Source organism: Niallia sp. Man26, from assembly GCF_022049065.2.
In the GTDB taxonomy this organism is placed as follows: Bacteria; Bacillota; Bacilli; order Bacillales; family Cytobacillaceae; genus Niallia.
This window is the reverse complement of record NZ_CP095743.1, coordinates 2,949,446-2,966,928: the sequence shown is the minus strand read 5'-3', so window position 1 is coordinate 2,966,928 and position 17,483 is coordinate 2,949,446. Positions and strand designations below refer to the sequence as shown.

The following is a 17,483-nucleotide window of genomic DNA, read 5'->3' as shown; positions in this document are numbered from 1 at the left end:
TAAAAAAAACAGCTTTTTTGAAAAAAAATGAAAGCTTGTCATTGCGGCATTTGCAACGTTATCGTATGATTAAATACATAATCAGACAAGATTAGCTAAATTGAAACAAACAATGTTTAGGTTCTAGCTACTTGCCGTAAAATAAATATAGTGAATGTACGTTTAAAAGGAGTGTAGAACATGAATATTACAATATATGATGTCGCTAGGGAAGCGAGTGTATCAATGGCTACTGTTTCCCGTGTTGTAAACGGAAACCCGAATGTGAAACCTGCAACAAGGAAGAAGGTCCTTGAGGTAATTGACCGTTTAGGATACAGACCTAATGCTGTAGCGCGCGGTTTAGCAAGTAAAAAGACAACGACTGTAGGTGTCGTTATACCTGATATTTCAAGCACTTTCTATGCAGAGCTTGCTAGAGGGATTGAAGATATTGCAACAATGTACAAATATAATATTATTTTGAGCAACTCAGATCAAAATAAAGATAAAGAGCTTCACCTTCTGAATACAATGCTTGGAAAACAAGTTGACGGGATTGTATTCATGGGCGGTAACATTACAGAGGAGCATGTTCAGGAATTTGAAAAGTCTCCAGTGCCGATTGTACTTGCAGCAAGCGTTGAATCAAGCAAAAAGATTGCTTCTGTAAATATTGATTATGCGCAAGCAACTTATGATGCTGTTACTTCTTTTGTAGAAAAAGGACATAAGGTTATTGCACTAGTGCTGGGTTCATTAGAAGAGCCTATTAACAAGTTGCATAAGCTTGAAGGATATAAGCGAGCATTGGCGGATGCAGGCATTGCCTTTAATGAAGATCTTGTTGTAGAAGGAGATTACACATACGAATCTGGTATGGAATCATTTGACAAACTAATGGAATTGGCTGAAAAGCCTACTGCTATCTTCGTTGGATCAGATGAAATGGCAATCGGCGTTATCCACTGTGCAGAAGATAAAGGCTTTAAGGTTCCAGACGATTTTGAAATTATCAGTTCTGACAATACAAAGCTTACACTAATGGTAAGACCGCAATTAACAACTGTTGTTCAGCCGCTTTATGATATTGGCGCAGTGGCAATGAGGTTGTTGACTAAGTATATGAACAAAGAAACAGTGGAAGATGGCATCGTTGTATTGCCTCACCGTATTGAGTCTAGAGGATCAACAAAATAATAATTTTTCAAAAAAAGATGGCTTTGGTAGATGCCATCTTTTTTTGTTTTGCATGTCTTATTTCCCATTAATTACACCTAGTAATCATGTCTTTAGATTTATAAAATGAAGAAGTATTATATTGTTATTTTACTATTTTTATAACTAATAGATAGATAGTCATGGGTAATAGGGGGAAATAGATGAAAAAGATAATGTGTATGTTGCTTATTTGTGCTGTTGTAATTTCTGTCCTTTCACCACAAATAAAGGCGGAAACAGTCCCAATGTTAGAAGTGAAGCTTGTCAATTATCTCGGCAATAATTCTTCCATTACGGTTGTTTTTAATGGAGAATATACCCTTTCCAACGGTAAAAAAGTCAGTGCAGGAACAGAGACTGTCATGAGTATTGTTAACAATGCGTTAAAACTGTCTACAAGCAAAGGACAGGTTCTTCTAGAGAATGGAACAATCACAGCAACTCCATTGAAAACAGATAGCTCTCTAGCATTAAATGGCCGCAGCTATTATGGGTCCTTCCAATTTGTATTAGAAAAAGACACGAAGAATAATAAATTGTATATTCGTCCAATCAATAAAATTGATATAGAAACATATTTAAGGGGTGTCGTTCCGCAAGAAATGCCAGCACTGTGGACTATGGAAGCATTAAAGGCGCAAACAGTAGCAGCAAGAACATACGCCTTAAAACATATAAATGATGCAAATATGGTGGATACTATTGCAAAGCAAGTGTATGGGGGGATTACAGGAAGTCATTCTCGCAGCGATACAGCTGTCAAGGAAACAGAAGGGCTTGTCCTGAAATACAATAATACGTTAATAGATGCAGTATTTTCTGCAAGCAATGGGGGCAAAACAGAACTAAACAGCAGTGTTTGGGGAGGAAATGCAGTTCCTTATTTTGCAGTAGAAGAGGATGCGTATGATTTTCACCCATCTACAAAGGAAAAGTTCCCTTGGGTAATCCAACTAAAACAGCAGCAGGTGACAGACAAGCTGGATTTGGATGCGGCTGACACATGGTGGACATCTGTGAAGGAAGCAGATGCAGACCAGCAAGTGCTGAAAAATATGAAAACCTGGTTGAAAACAGAAGGCTATACAAGTGATGTTAACAAGATAAAAATCTCCACAATTTCAAAGCTGGAACTCGATTTAAAAGCATTGTCAGCTGGTGGGAGAGTTTCTAAAGGATCTGTAAAGGTTGAATATCTGCTGATAAAAGCTGATGGCAAGACTGCTGAAAAGAAAACACTAGAATTAAATGGTGTTCCAGCATCAAAGATTCGGGCGATGGTTGGCATCGACAAAATGCCAAGCTATTTAATTGATGTTTCTGAATTAAAGAACGGAATAATTTTTATTAAAGGCCGCGGAAATGGTCACGGTGTAGGCCTTAGTCAGTATGGCGCCAAAAACAGAGCAGAGGCTGGACACAATTATAAACAAATACTACAGTTCTATTATCCCCGTACCACTCTTGTTAAGGAATATAGTAATGCAAGCAGTAACTCGAACACATCAACTAACAAAACAGTAAAGAAAGATACTGTTGCACCTGTTATTTCAAGCTTTAAAGCTAATACCGATTACAAGAAGAATACAGTTAAGCTGTCCATGAAGATTAATAAAGCTGGCAAAACGACCATTATAATGAAAGACTCAAAAGGAAAGACGATCTCCACATTAGCCAATAATAAAGCAGTGAAATCTGGCTCTATTTCTGCTGATTGGAATATCAGCAAAATAGCAAACGGCAATTATACTGCTGAAATCACGGCAGCAAACTTGGACGGATATAAGAAAACCATTAAACAAAAAGTAACGATTTCAAAGCCTGCTAAAGAGAAAAAAGGCAGTGTTAAGGCATCAGTGCTAAATGTAAGACAAAAGCCAAGCACCTCTTCAAAAGTGATGACAAAACTAAAGAAAAAGCAAACAGTTATCATTCTTTCACAGCAAGGGACATGGTATAAGGTGAAATCAGGCTCAAAGACCGGCTATGTTTCTGCTAAATATATAACAGTATTAAAATAAAAAAAGACGTTCCGTTAAACGGAACGTCTTTTTTGCAGCAAGATCAAGTATTATCGCTTTTTTCTTCCTCACTTGCAGCGTTAGAGTCTTCTTTATCTGAATCAGTTGATTCATCATTTGTCTGTTCTTGCTTGTTTTTATCCTCGTTCGAAGCTTCTGTTTTATTCTCTTCCTTTTTCTCTGTGTTTTTCGCCGTATCTGCTTTCGCTTTAGAGTTTTCCTCTTTTTTATCGCTTGTCTTATTGCCGACTTCTATCTTATTAGAGTTAGAAGATTCTTTACCAGCAATATCAACTGCTTTCACAATATAAGCCCCGCTGCCAGCTCTATAGGAGAGACTGTCACTCGCTTTAATGCTTGCGACCTTTTTGCCGTTTTGATACACACGATAGCCGATAACATCTTTTTCCCCGGATCTTGACCAGGTGATCGTGTTACCGCTGCTGCTGATTTTGGGAGCTCCTGGAGCTTTTCCGTTGTCCGTTATTTTATTTGATGGAACAACGACATTTTTCAGCGCTGTGTTATTTTGAATCAAGGTACTAGGATCCGTTACAGTAATTCCAAACAGTTTTTCAATATAGTCAGGATTTAATATAACTCCATTTTCAGCAAATTCACTTGGTGTGGAGTCTAAAGCCATATATTTCGTATCGCCAATCTGCACATATTTCCCTGCAACGATACTGTCATCTGTCTTGTTCGGAACAGCATTTGCTTTAAATAAATCTGTTGTAACAAGTCCCGCTTTTGAACATCCCTCTGATGCAAGCAAACCAGAAAGGGAGCAGACAGATCGTCTGACAATTCCGCCTGGCATTGTAAAGCTTTCAGACGGGTCTACAAGCTTCGAATCGACATCGTAAGCAGCATTCATTAAATCTGCCCATAAATAGTTATTACGCATGCTGTAGCTCATCGTCCCGGAACTCTGGAGTGATTTAGGTGTGTCATAACCTGTCCATACCCCGAAGGAAACATTCGGGTTAGTAGCCACAAACCAGGAATCCTTAAATTCCTGTGTTGTTCCTGTTTTTCCAGCCCAGTCAGAGCTGAACTTCAAGCGGCTTTTAACTGCCGTAGCGGTTCCTTGATTAATAACATCCCGCATCATATCGATAGTTAAATAAGATGTTTGCGGGCTGAATACTTTCACTTTGTCTGCTTTATGCTTATAGATAACTTTTCCGTCTTTATCAACAATTTTATCAATCATATAAGCATCAACGAACTCTCCGCCATTTGCAAATGTTGCAAAGGCATTCGTATTTTCCTCAACAGAGACGCCGTTTGTTATTCCCCCAATAGAGGTTGCTCTGTTAGAATAATCGGCATCTGTTAATGTTGAAAAGCCCATTTTTTCTAAGTAGGTAGCAGGCTTTTGCGGCAGAATTTGAGCATAAGCCTTTACCGCAGGGACGTTATAAGATTTAGCGAGTGCAACCCTTGCTGTTACAAGACCATGAAACTGGAAGTCATAGTTGTTCGGCCAGACTGTCCCAGGTCTTGCTGGGTCCAGAGCCAAAGGCACATCTGGAAGGACTGTTCCAGGTGAAAGTGTTCCTAATTCAATGGCAGGACCGTATACGAGCAGCGGCTTCATTGTGGAACCGTTCGGTCTTGGGGCTGTGCTATGGTTTGTAGCTTCTCTGTCATAATCTCTTCCTCCGACAAAGCTGATAATAGCACCAGTCTTATTATCAATCAGCACCGCACCTGTTTCTACAGGCTCCATGATAGTTTTCTTTTCTCCTGTTTCGCTGTTTGTAACAGTTTGTGGTTTATCAGGACCGTAATATGGGTATTTAGCTACTACATCCTGAAATTTATCATACATTTTTTTATTGATTGTACTGTGAATTTCATAGCCGTTCTGATGGATTTGGCGATCAGCCAGCTCATAATACTGCTCTTCCAGAACTTCATCTTCCTCTAAATCCTTCGCATTATAGCCGTCTTCTTTTGCAAGCATTTCAGCGATGATTTGGGTCGCTCTATTTTCAATTTCGTAAGTAACCCAAGGGTATTTTTCAGTCGGACTTGCCTCAGGGCTCGCGAAATCCTTCGTTATATCATAGGCAGATGCTTTTTCGTACTCTTCTTTTGTAATTTTATGCTGGTTGTACATTCTTGTCAGAACCGTCTGCAGTCTTTCCAAACCAGGTTCTAAATTCTTTTTGACTGTTCCATCTTGGGTGAACGGAGTATAGCCGAACGGACTTTGCGGCAGTCCAGCGATAAATGCTGCCTGCGGCAATGTAAGATCTTTTGCTTCCACCCCAAAGATTCCTTTTGCAGCAGACTGTACACCGGCAATATTTCTGCCAGAGGCATTTCTGCCGAAAGTAGACACATTTAAGTATGCTTGAAGAATCTCCTCTTTAGAGAAAAATTTCTCCAGCCTTAATGCGAGTAATATTTCCTTTGCTTTTCGTTCAAAGGAAACTTCATTCGTTAAAATCTGGTTTTTGATAAGCTGTTGTGTTAAGGTGCTTCCTCCAGACTGTGTGGAGCTGTTAGAAACTTCCTGAACCAATGCTCTCATTATCGCTTTAGGAACTACACCATCATGCTTATAGAAGTTCTCGTCCTCTGTGGCAACGATCGCATCCACTAAATATGGTGATACATCCTCTATTTGCACTTCTTCTCGTTCTAAATCTGTCGGCAGTTTTCCTAAATAAACGTTATCGGCAAAATACAGTTCGGACGTTTCTTCATAATTATAAATGTCCTTTTGCATCGTCTTGTAGGAGCGGATAGGTTCCTCCTTAACAAGAGAAGCAAAATAGCCTGCACCGATTCCTCCAGCAAAAGCACCGCCGACTATCAGTAGAATAATGAATATCAATATAATATTCCAAGAGACTTCATAAGTGATACGAGCTCTTTTGGCGGTTTTTTTATTGGTGAAGAAGCTTAGGAAACCATGGAGATAGTTTTTCCACTTCGGGCTTTCATTCATATGGTATCATTCCCCCTAAAATCACATACATTATAGCATAAAGCAATGGGCAATATGGACAATGTTCGATAATTTCCAACCTTTTTCGCAAAAGCATTTGACATGCTACGTTCTTTTATGGTAAAAATAACTCAAACTAATATTGATTCGTTATTGCGTTGATGGGAATAAGTAGTTCTTTTATCACTATACTAAGAGAGCCATTGGTTGGTGTGAAATGGCATATATAAAAGGATGAATTACCTCCCGTAGCTTCTGTTGGGAAATCCTCATATGGGTTAGTAGCAGCAGACGGTTGTGAGCCGTTATCTTTTTTAAGTGGAGAGAAGTTTTCTTTTCTCAATTAGGGTGGTACCGCGCTAAAAAAGCGTCCCTGCATATTCATGCAGGGACGCTTTTTTTTGTTCCAGAAAAAAAGAGCCGCACAAAAAGCACGCGCTGTTAATAACAATCAAAAGGAATAACGAATGGAGGAATTATAGTGAATTTACTTGAGGATTTACATTGGAGAGGCATCGTTTACCAGCAAACAGATGAAGAGGGCTTAAAAGATGTTTTAGCTGACGAAAAAATCAGCTTATACTGCGGGGTGGACCCGACTGCAGACAGCATGCATATCGGACACTTGCTGCCGTTTTTGACATTGAGACGCTTCCAAAATGCAGGACATACACCAATCGTGCTTGTCGGCGGAGCAACAGGTCTTATTGGTGATCCGAGCGGAAAGAGCGAAGAAAGAAATCTGCAAACACTAGATGCAATCGGACATAACGTTAAATGTCTGCAAAAACAGCTCGAGAAAATATTTGATTTCGGTGGCGATAATGGTGCGGTGATGGTTAATAACTATGACTGGGCTGGCAAGATGGATATCGTTACATTCCTAAGAGATTACGGCAAGCATATCGGCATCAATTACATGCTGGCAAAAGACACAATCTCCTCAAGATTGGAAACAGGTATTTCCTTTACAGAATTCACCTACACAATCTTACAGGCCCTTGATTTCTTGCATCTTTACGAAAACCATAACTGTAAGCTGCAAATTGGCGGCAGTGACCAATGGGGAAATATTACGACAGGATTAGAGCTTATCCGTAAAAATAGTGCAGAAGGTGCAAAAGCTTACGGATTAACGATTCCGCTTGTAACGAAAGCTGATGGAACTAAATTTGGTAAAACAGAAAGTGGTGCTATTTGGCTTGATCCGGAAAAGACTACACCGTATGAGTTCTACCAATTCTGGATTAATACAGCAGATGCTGATGTGATTAAATACTTGAAATTCTTTACATTCCTTTCAAAAGAAACAATTGAAGAATTGGAGCAATCATTACAGGCTGAAGCTCATTTAAGAAAGGCGCAAAAAGCTCTAGCTGAAGAAATGACAAAAATGATTCACGGCGAAGCAGCGTTAGAGCAGGCCATGAAAATTACGGAAGCACTTTTCAGCGGAGACATTAAAAACCTGACAGCATCTGAGATTAAGCAAGGCTTTAAGGATGTTCCAACATACAAGCATGAAGAAGGTGATGCAGTTCTAGTTGACCTGTTAGTAGCTGCTGGCATTGTATCATCGAAAAGGCAAGCTCGTGAGGACATAACAAATGGTGCTGTGTACGTCAATGGTGAGCGAAAGCAGGATTTGGACTATGTTTTAGGTGAAGAGGATCGTATTGAAGGACAGTTCACCGTTATTAGAAGAGGGAAAAAGAAATACTACTTAATTCAATATTAATAAATTAAAGCTTCTTGGACTGTTTGTCCAAGAAGCTTTTTTATAGTGCCGACTTATTCTCTAAATAGAAAATAATTTTCTGTGGTACAAGTCCCTGCCGCTGAATACATTAGAAGTAAATATACATATGCGGAGGGATTTATGGGTACTTTTTTTCCTTATATATTATTAGGCGTTTCATTGGCGGCACCTGTTGGTCCTGTTAACGCTGCACAATTGGACAAGGGAATCAGAAATGGTTTTTTTCATGCCTGGGTGTTCGGGCTTGGTGCATTGGCGGCTGATGTCATTTATATGATGATGGTTTATTTTGGAGTAAGTCAGTTTATAAACACACCATTTATGAAAACCTTTTTGTATTTGTTTGGTTTCTTCGTACTGACGTATACCGGAATAGAAAGCTTGATTAATACAGCCAAAATTAATGTGACAGAAAGGAATAAACAGGACAATTCTTTGTTTAAGTCGTTTTTTTCTGGGTTTTTAATGTCTATTTCCAATCCTTTAACCATTCTCTTCTGGCTTGGAATATATGGCTCTGTATTGGCAAAATCAGCAGAGAGCTTTTCTAATAAGTCCTTCATATTATGCAGCTTGGCTATTATCTCAGGAATTTTATTATGGGATCTCATAATGGCCCTCATTTCAGGCATTGCAAGAAGGCTGCTTCATTCTAATATGCTGTATGTAATTTCTGTTTTGTCATCTTTATCAATGATTGGTTTCGGACTTTATTTTGCTTACCAAGCATATAAGGCTTTATTCTGAGTAGGTAAATTTTTGTAAACAGACGATTGACTGCATGGATTGTTCAAATCCATGCAAAATATGTTTTGTATCACAGAAAACACAAAGCCGGAAGTTCTAGGAGGATAATGATGCAAAACTCAATCAATGGAATGCAGCAAATAAACCAATGCAGACAGATTGTTCAACACTTAATTCAAAGGCATCTTCCTATCCTTCTAACAACATGTATCAACAATAATAAATAGAAGAAATGGAGGAATTACGATGAAAAAATCACAGAATGCTCCTGTAGCGGGAAAAACCTACGAAACAGAAGACTATCAAAAGAACGATGTTGTCTCAAAAGGGCTTGCTGAGACCCATGAGCAATCATCAGATACCTATACAGAGGGCACTATTGACGGCGTGATGGAAAATGTCGCTGGAGAAGATATTCCCCTTCAAAATACCGGTCATAAAAAATAAGCAAATAAAGGAAGGTAGGAGAAGCATCCTGCCTTCCTTTATTTTTAAGGATGGAAGAAGGATGTAACTTTTTTAATATTTTATATAGCAGAAGACCTTGAATTAAATAAAAGAATATTCTTACAAAAAGAATAGTAGGAATTAAGAACTATTGAAGGAGGAAATTTATAGTTCTTTATAACTGATGTTATCTAAACAGCTTGAATTTACAGGTAGATTCAGTCAAAATTTGTTATATATTGTCGACATTTGAAGAAAGATTATCCTTTTTTGTATCCGTTTACCCTTGTTAGAATAAATTTCTATGGAAATTATTAAAGGGGTAGTTTACATATGAGTATTCATTTAAATGAACAAATTGAAATGCTGAGAGAGAATATGATTTCAACAGGAATGGCAAAGGGGTTCACTTCTAAAGAAACAATTTTACTTAGTAAGAGATTAGATAATTTAATGAATTTACAAATGATGATACATAAAGGAGAAGCAGCTTCTTGAATTGAGGCTTACATATACAAAATAAATCGAAGGAAGATGAACGTTGCAAGAAAACTTAATGACATTATATGATTATGACAAAGCACATGTAAGAAATGTATTGAAACGGGAAAGAGATTTTAAGGTTCCTGCTAAAGGTGGTCCGCTTCGAATTAAAAGTACAGAGCTAGTTGAGTGGCTGATAGAAGAACAGTCCAAGGATGAAATAAGGAAGCTTGTGACAATGATGAAAGCCATCAGAAAACGAAATGCTTCTGTGAGGACATTAATCGAGACTATAGCGATAGGCTTGATAAAATAATTGGAATGCAGAAGACCTGGGGGGGTCTTTTTTTTATGGGGAAGGAGCAAAGGCAGTGGTGAGAAAATTGGGGATCGCTAAAACGCCTTTGCTCCTTATTAGACTTATAGCCGTATTTTTCGGAATTAAACATTGGGCAGTATCAAAGAAGATGACAAAAAAGCCTCAGAAATTGCAGTAATTTCTGGGTCTTTTAGATGTTTTATTAAACAGAATTATTTGTACTTTCTTATAAAGGATTCATGATTTAAGCCTTCACAAAAGTTGTGAAGGTCTTTTTATGTTCTTTTTTAAAAGCTAATAATTTCTTGAAATGAACAAACAGCAAGAAGTTACCTAATAAGGAGAATGTGACTTCTAAAAAATTATTAGGCAAAATTAGCTTTCTGTTACAATAATGTACCTATTAATTATACAAGTCATTTAGTCAAAGTGGATAAAACGAGGGATATGATCGATAACAAAAAGAAGATACAACGATATAAAGAATTAATGCATTGATAAAAAATGCAGTTCCAGTATTGATATTTTTCACAACAACTAAAGATAGGAAAAATAAATTAGAGAAATGGTGTAAAGGAAGGGTTTTAGCTTTCAAGTTAAACTATTTACTGAAATATAGAGGATGTGTCTGTCCACACTAATAATTCAGTCCCAATATAAGCCCCAAATCAATAATGGATAATACATCATTCTACGAAGCGTAATAAAAAAACCCCAGAAAGCGTTGATACAACGCGGTTTCTAGGGTTTGATAATGCTGTATTAGCAAATCTATTAACGAGAGTAGAACTCAACGATAAGAGCTTCGTTAATTTCAGCTGGCAATTCAGAACGTTCTGGTAAACGAGTGAATGTACCTTCTAATTTATCAGCATCGAAAGTCAAGAAATCAGGTACGAAGTTGTTCACTTCAACTGCTTCTTTAACAATATCAAGATTACGTGATTTTTCACGCAATGTGATTGTTTGACCTGCTTTTAGACGGTATGATGGGATATCAACACGTCCACCATCAACGATAACGTGACCGTGGTTAACAAGCTGACGTGCTTGACGACGTGTACGAGCAAGACCTAAACGATAAACAACGTTATCAAGGCGAGATTCTAGAAGCGCCATGAAGTTTTCACCGTGTTTACCTTTCATTTTGCCAGCAATATCGAATAAATTACGGAATTGACGCTCATTTACACCATACATATGACGTAATTTTTGCTTTTCCTGTAATTGTAAACCGTATTCTGATAATTTTTTGCGTTGGTTTGGACCATGTTGTCCTGGAGCGTAAGGGCGTTTATCTAACTCTTTGCCAGTACCGCTTAAAGAAATTCCAAGACGACGAGAAAGTTTCCAACTTGGACCTGTATAACGAGCCATTGATGACTCCTCCTTCATGTTTTTATTTTGTAAAATAAAAACAGATGCAACTAGCCTTTATGTTTATTTTGTCTTCATGTACCTTCGCCCTAGCAGCTAAGGGTTACACAATACACCATCAAAAAAGCTTTTGAGGAACAAAATAAAGCAACAAAGTGATTTGCATATGCTGCAATATTTTACACAAAGAATATTATATGATTTCAACTGCCTAAAAGTCAAGCTAAGATTTATTAATTTTATGCTAGTAGAAATTTACCTTTATAGGAGCAGGAAAATTTTATGCTCTTGTATTCTCATTACAGCGCCTTGTGATATAATTGTTTTACTTTACTATAAGAATTGTCCGATAATTTAAGTATATAAAATTCCTACTTTTGGATTAGGCGAAAAGTATCTGTTGTTTATATAGGACTGGATGTTGCTAACTTTAGTCTAGCACTAAGTCTTGTCATTATAAAATTAAATAGAAGACAGCGGCAATATCTTTGGATAAATTGGGAAAAATACAATGAATAGTTAGATGAATAGGTGATAATTAGATGGATATGCTTGACCACCAATCAATAGTAAAGCTAAAAAGTCGTTTCTTTGATCTCTTTGATATAGAAAGTAAAAGCTTTAATTACGAAATAATTCTGCGAGAAATGCTTTATATTATTAAAAATTTTTTGCATGCTGCAGAAGTGACTTACTATAGTGCTAATGAGTGGAACGATGAATGGGCTGTGGAGGCGTCAACAAACCCAACAGTTGCAGCATCCATCCTTCCGTATACAGTAGATATAAAAAACAGGCTGCTGACAAGAGCAGTCAGCAAAAAGCCAATTGGTATTGATGAATTAGAAGAATATGATTTGTTAATTCCTTTAAAAAATAAAGATGGCTTTTATAATTTTTTTGTTGTGAGATTAAATGAATCCGAACAAAGCAAATCACTTGGTGATGACTGTCTGTATAAGCTGATAAGTGAAGAATTTAGTTACTATATAATAAAGGTTCAAAATTTACTGGAAGTGGTTGCAGAGGAGAAAAGATATAAAAAACTCTTCAAGGTAACCGAAAAATTCCACTCCTCCATGAATACAGAAGGGGTTTTGCGGGCGATTATCAATACTTTAAAGGATATCTATCCATCGCTCGGCTATTATCTGTTATTGTCTCATGATAATAACACACATGGAGATCTGCTCATTAAGGATTTGGAATATGACAGCTCAAACCTTGCTGCGATGGAAGCCTACGTAACTGGTGAGATTCAGTTTGAGTATCTTCAAGAGGGCAGAAATTCGATACTATATGCTCCTTTGAAAGGAAAGCAAGGGGTATACGGTGTTTTGCAAGTAATTGCTGAAAACTCGGTTAAGTTCCCTAAAAAAGAAGTAGAGTTCATTTCTCTGCTTGCTAATACTGCGGGTGGTGCACTTGAAAACGCACAGCTGTATCAGCAGTCGAAAAAACTGGTGTCTGATCTTCAGCTTATTAATGAAGCGTCCCATCGGTTAAACGCTAATCTAAGGCTTAATGAAATGATGACATATATGTCGAATCGAATATCAACAAGCTTTGAGGCTGAAGAGGTAGGATTTATTTTATTTTCTGCTGAATCAAATACAGTGACTGTCTTAAACGGAAGCACGGACTTTTTCTGCTCAAAAGCTGCTGAAAGTTATATCCAGTATTTTAAAGAAAAGATTAAACAAGAAAAAGACTCTTTGTTTTTAGGAGATTTCAGTATGCCTGCCGAAGAGGATGCTGTTTTCAAATCGATTATGGCAGTGCCGATGATGCAAACAGGCATTTTAAAAGGTTTTTCTATCGTGATGCATCAAAAGCCGTATCATTTTTCATTTGATACTTTTAAGCTGCTGCAATCACTTATCCATCATTCTACATTAGCACTGACTAATTCTATGCTTAGAGAAGAGCTAGAAAAGATGGTCGTCACAGATCATCTAACAAAACTCTATTCCAGAAGCTTCTTAGATGAAAAGTTAGAAAGGTCCCTTGTAGAGGATGCAGAAGGTACATTCATTCTCATTGATATTGATAACTTTAAAGCAGTTAATGATACGTATGGACATCAAGTCGGTGACGAAATTATTATTCAGGTTGCTAATATCATCTTAGAAAACATTCGAGCGACAGATATTGGAGCAAGATGGGGCGGTGAGGAGCTCGCAATCTACTTGCCAAGAGTTCCGCTCCAAGTAGGGGTTGCTATTGCAGAAAGACTTGTGGAAAAAGTCAGGAAAAGCTCTGCCCCGCCTGTGACTATTTCCTGCGGGGTCTCCTATTGGATGAGACATAAGAAGGAGAATTACCATGCACTCTTTAAGCGTGCAGACAAAGCGCTGTATATTGCTAAGGAAACAGGGAAGGACCGAGTCATCGTCCAGGACGCATTCTTGCAAAAATAATGCTTGCTTCAAAAAGAAAACACCCCGAAACGTGAACTGCGCCCCAATTGTTAGACACATCTAACAATGGGAGGCGCAGTTTTTTATGGCAAAATATACATCAGAGGAAAAATTACAAGCAGCACTACGGTACTTAGAAGGCAAAGAAAGCTCACATGAAATTGCTAAAACTATTGGAACAGACCATAAAGCAATTCTTAAATGGGCGAAACAATATGAGTATAACGGTGTAGAAGCTTTTATTAAACGGTATACAAATTATTCAGCACAGTTTAAACTAGACGTACTAAATTACATGATTGAACATGGTACGTCCTTTATCGAAACTGCGGCTATATTTAATATAGCTACTCCATCTACACTTCGAAGTTGGAACAAACAACTTGAAACAAAAGGATTCGATGCCCTTCAATCAAAGAAAAAGGGGCGTCCATCCATGAAAAAAGAAACGAATAAACAACCAAAACAAACACCAGTAGAAGGGTCAACAGAAGCACTTCAAGCACGTATTAAGCAACTTGAAATGGAAAACGAGTATTTAAAAAAGTTGAATGCCTTAGTTCAAGCCAAGGAAACATCACCAAAAAAGACAAAGTAAAGGTCATCTATGAATTAAGGCATAAATACTCGGTGAAGGCACTTGCCAAATTTGCACAGATTCCACGTAGTACGTACTATGACTTAGTGAAGAAATTAGATCGACCCGATCTAGATGCCGAGTTAAAAACCGAGATTCAAGCGATTTACAACGAACATGAGGGTCGTTATGGGTACCGACGAATTCGTGATGAACTCGCAAATCGTGGGCGAAAAGTGAATCATAAAAAAGTTCAACGCATCATGAAAACCCTTGGTTTAAAGTGCATAGTCAGAATGAAAAAGTATAAATCATATAAAGGGACAGTCGGTAAAATCGCATCTAATATTTTAGACCGTAAGTTTACAGTTGAAGTCCCTAATACGAAGTGGGTAACCGATATTTCAGAGCTTAAATTATTTGGTGAAAAGCTCTATTTATCACCTGTTTTAGACTTATTTAATGGGGAAATAATTACATACACAATTGGTCATAGACCCACGTATTCCCTTGTTTCAGAAATGTTGGAGAAAGCATTAGAAAAGTTACCAGAGGAACACCAATTACTGATGCATTCCGATAAAGGGTGGCATTATCAAATGAAACAATATCGTCACGCACTTGCATCAAGAGGCATTGTGCAAAGTATGTCTCGTAAAGGAAACTGTTACGACGACTCAGTTATGGAGAATTTCTTTGGAATTCTTAAATCGGAATTCCTCTACTTAAAGGAATTTGAAAGTATGGAACATTTTAAATTGGAACTTGAAAATTACATAACGTATTACAACACAAAACGCATGAAGGCAAAATTAAAAATGAGTCCGATACAATACCGAACTCATTTTATACAAGCTGCCTGACGAAATAACCGTGTCTAACTTTTAGGGGTCACTTCAAACGTTTCGGGGTGTTTTTCGTATGAACTAGAACAAATTAATTCACAAAATCCATTAGGGCAGAAACAAATAATTCTAAATACTTCTTGTCTGTTTCATCAAAGCGGGATTTTTCAGGTGAATCAATATCGAGAACACCTAATAATGTGCCGTCTTCTTTCACCAATGGCACGACAATTTCTGATTGGGAAGCAGCATCACAAGCAATATGTCCCGGGAATTGATGGACATCTTCCACTAATACTGTCTCCTTCTTCTCGGCAGAAGTTCCGCAAACACCTCTTCCGAAAGGAATACGGACACATGCAGGCAAACCTTGGAACGGGCCGAGTACAAGCTCCTTATTATCCTCTGTTAAATAAAAGCCTACCCAATTGACACGATCCAAAAATTGATTCAAAAGAGCAGCTGCATTTGATAAGTTTGCAATTGTATTTGATTCGCCTTCAAGAAGAGCTTTCAGCTGTTTAATTACCAATTCGTATTGCTGTTCTCGATTGCCTTTGTATGTTTCGACGTTAAACAAGCAAATCACCTAACTTTCCTTCTATTATTCTCATTATTTTAGCAGATTAGAGCGAATATGAAAAAGTTTTGTCGACTTTCTTTTAAAGGATTGGCCAATATAATCAAGAAATTTATATAGAGGCTTTTCTTCTATCATTTATGCTGCACAAAAATAATTATTATTCAAACATATATTACTTTGAATAGCAAGAGAAAAGAGGCGATATGGGTGAAAAGAAATTCAAAGGAAGCAATAGTCGAATCTGCGATTACATTATTCAACAGAAAAGGCTACAATGGTACATCTATCAGAGACATCGCAGGCCATGCCAATGTAAATATTGCAAATATTTCCTACTACTTTAATGGTAAGAATGGTTTGCTTGAGTATTGCTTCACTAATTATTTTGAGAATTATATGGCTGTCCTGGAGGAGGTTTGCCGCCATAATTATAGCAGCATGTCGGAAAAGCTGAAAACAGTCGTAAAAGAAATCATTGAATTTCAATGGAAGAATTTACAGTTAACAAGGTTCGTACTCCGAGAAGTATCTATTGATTCCCAAGTTGTCAGGGAAATATTGTCTACTTATTATGTAAAGGAACGCTATTATTTATCAAGCATTTTGGAAAGTGGCATAGAAAAAAAGGAATTTAAAAAACAATCTGTTCCATACAGCATCATTCAGTTAAAAAGCTTCCTTTCTATGCCTTTTCTAAATGCATCGTATATTCAAGAGGTTCTTCATATTTATTTAAATGAACCATATTTCATCAAAAAATACCTAGAGGAAATCGATAAATGGATTGATGAAGTAATTTGCTTTCCGCAGCGCTTAGCCGTTCCCAATTAATAGATGTTGCCCTTGTCCTAAATCCTTGGCTTGGTGGGCATCTGATCCATATATAAGCGGGATTTGCAGACGCACTGCTTCCTCTATCGCCCAAATGGGAGGGTATGTCTCCTCGCATAATGGCTTAAATAATCCTGCTGCATTATAATCCAGCTCAAGCTCCTTTTGTTTCACAAGATGAAGTATTTCCTTTATAGCAAGTGAAAAATCCTGAACCGGAGGGAATTGCTTTTGAAACTTATGGACAAGCGTCATATGTCCGATTCTTTTCGGTTTAAATGGACCTAAATCAGCTAATATCGATTTAGAGAGTGTTTGGAAATAGCATTCATAGATACAATCAACATGTCCATATTTCTCAATCATACTAGCAAATATTTCGGGGCTGTAATCAAGGCAATCATATTTTCCGTGTGGATTTTTTAAAAAATGCACACTCAATACACTGTCATCTAAAAATTTCCCCCACTCTAGCAAGAACTCCATCGTTCCATTCTCATAGCCTTCAATATAATCAATCTCTAGACCAAGATTAATGATCAGTTCCCTGCTGAATTCCGCCTTTACTTCTAAGACATCTTCGACATAAGAAGGCAGCTGCTCCATTGTCATGCTGCTGTCTTTTGTCGGGGCTGCATCCTCAAACCCCTTCGGTAACGGGGCATGTTCCGTGAACGTTATCTCTTTAAATCCTAGGTCTATAGCTCTTTTTATGTATTCTTTTAATCCGTCCTTTGTCCCATGCGGACAATATGGTGTATGAATATGACCATCTCTTTTGTACATGACTCTCACCCTTTCCCAGTATGGCTATATTTATTATACCTTTATTGTTCCGATATACAGGAATGCTTTTTTTAAAATATTCTATAAATGCTTAAAAACAGACGGAAATCGGACTGAATTTCA

The 17,483-nt window shown here is 37.5% G+C and carries 14 protein-coding genes and 1 other annotated feature; of the genes, 10 read left to right on the top strand and 4 right to left on the bottom strand.

All coding sequences use genetic code 11. The annotated features are described in order from the left end of the window. Positions 1-180: 180 nt before the first annotated feature. On the top strand, positions 181-1,179 hold the full coding sequence (ccpA, locus tag L8T27_RS14965) for a catabolite control protein A (protein ID WP_233317700.1): 999 nt from the start codon (positions 181-183) through the stop codon (positions 1,177-1,179). 182 nt (positions 1,180-1,361) lie between these two features. Further along, positions 1,362-3,221, top strand: a complete 1,860-nt coding sequence (locus L8T27_RS14960) for a SpoIID/LytB domain-containing protein (RefSeq protein WP_233317702.1) — start codon at positions 1,362-1,364, stop codon at positions 3,219-3,221. Between the two features lie 43 nt (positions 3,222-3,264). Here L8T27_RS14960 and L8T27_RS14955 read toward each other — a convergent pair whose 3' ends face one another. Then, positions 3,265-6,186: a transglycosylase domain-containing protein gene (locus tag L8T27_RS14955; protein ID WP_237941809.1), complete on the bottom strand. Its 2,922-nt coding sequence runs from the start codon at positions 6,184-6,186 to the stop codon at positions 3,265-3,267. A gap of 149 nt (positions 6,187-6,335) precedes the next feature. Further along, positions 6,336-6,564, top strand: a binding site (T-box leader). A gap of 103 nt (positions 6,565-6,667) precedes the next feature. On the opposite strand from L8T27_RS14955, the gene tyrS reads away from it, so the two are divergent. From tyrS to L8T27_RS14930, 5 genes are all read left to right on the top strand, one after another. Next, the gene (tyrS, locus tag L8T27_RS14950) at positions 6,668-7,924 is read left to right on the top strand and encodes a tyrosine--tRNA ligase (protein ID WP_237941808.1); all 1,257 of its coding nucleotides are present in this window, start codon (positions 6,668-6,670) and stop codon (positions 7,922-7,924) included. A gap of 141 nt (positions 7,925-8,065) precedes the next feature. Then, positions 8,066-8,692 carry a LysE family transporter gene (locus L8T27_RS14945; RefSeq protein ID WP_233317708.1) on the top strand — a complete coding sequence of 209 codons (627 nt, stop codon included), beginning with the start codon at positions 8,066-8,068 and terminating at the stop codon, positions 8,690-8,692. A gap of 246 nt (positions 8,693-8,938) precedes the next feature. Then, positions 8,939-9,139 (top strand): YozQ family protein, encoded by a 201-nt coding sequence (locus L8T27_RS14940; protein WP_237941807.1) that lies wholly within the window; start codon positions 8,939-8,941, stop codon positions 9,137-9,139. Positions 9,140-9,472: 333 nt separating this feature from the next. Further along, positions 9,473-9,637 carry an aspartyl-phosphate phosphatase Spo0E family protein gene (locus L8T27_RS14935; RefSeq protein WP_233317712.1) on the top strand — a complete coding sequence of 55 codons (165 nt, stop codon included), beginning with the start codon at positions 9,473-9,475 and terminating at the stop codon, positions 9,635-9,637. A 43-nt stretch (positions 9,638-9,680) separates the two neighbouring features. After that, positions 9,681-9,938: a hypothetical protein gene (locus L8T27_RS14930; protein WP_237941806.1), complete on the top strand. Its 258-nt coding sequence runs from the start codon at positions 9,681-9,683 to the stop codon at positions 9,936-9,938. Positions 9,939-10,715: 777 nt separating this feature from the next. On the opposite strand, the gene rpsD is transcribed toward L8T27_RS14930, so the two are convergent. Continuing rightward, positions 10,716-11,318, bottom strand: coding sequence for a 30S ribosomal protein S4 (rpsD, locus tag L8T27_RS14925; protein ID WP_127736987.1), 603 nt, complete (start codon positions 11,316-11,318; stop codon positions 10,716-10,718). 542 nt (positions 11,319-11,860) lie between these two features. Between rpsD and L8T27_RS14920 the strand changes: the two genes are divergently transcribed. Both L8T27_RS14920 and L8T27_RS14915 read left to right on the top strand, forming a co-directional pair. Continuing rightward, on the top strand, positions 11,861-13,738 hold the full coding sequence (locus L8T27_RS14920) for a sensor domain-containing diguanylate cyclase (RefSeq protein ID WP_233317716.1): 1,878 nt from the start codon (positions 11,861-11,863) through the stop codon (positions 13,736-13,738). 85 nt (positions 13,739-13,823) lie between these two features. Continuing rightward, positions 13,824-15,178 (top strand): IS3 family transposase gene (locus tag L8T27_RS14915; protein WP_237941805.1). Its coding sequence is split into 2 segments (ribosomal slippage): positions 13,824-14,277 and positions 14,277-15,178, totalling 1,356 coding nucleotides; the frame shifts between segments, so codons are not numbered across the junction. A 73-nt stretch (positions 15,179-15,251) separates the two neighbouring features. On the opposite strand, the gene L8T27_RS14910 is transcribed toward L8T27_RS14915, so the two are convergent. Then, complete coding sequence (locus L8T27_RS14910) at positions 15,252-15,740, bottom strand: GAF domain-containing protein (RefSeq protein ID WP_233317398.1); 489 nt, start codon at positions 15,738-15,740, stop codon at positions 15,252-15,254. A gap of 210 nt (positions 15,741-15,950) precedes the next feature. Between L8T27_RS14910 and refZ the strand changes: the two genes are divergently transcribed. Further along, the gene (gene refZ, locus L8T27_RS14905) at positions 15,951-16,574 is read left to right on the top strand and encodes a forespore capture DNA-binding protein RefZ (protein WP_237941804.1); all 624 of its coding nucleotides are present in this window, start codon (positions 15,951-15,953) and stop codon (positions 16,572-16,574) included. On the opposite strand, the gene hisJ is transcribed toward refZ, so the two are convergent. Continuing rightward, entirely contained in the window at positions 16,557-17,360 is an 804-nt protein-coding gene (hisJ, locus tag L8T27_RS14900) for a histidinol-phosphatase HisJ (protein WP_233317400.1), read from the bottom strand. The two genes, refZ and hisJ, sit on opposite strands and share 18 nt — an antisense overlap. Between the last annotated feature and the right edge of the window lie 123 nt (positions 17,361-17,483).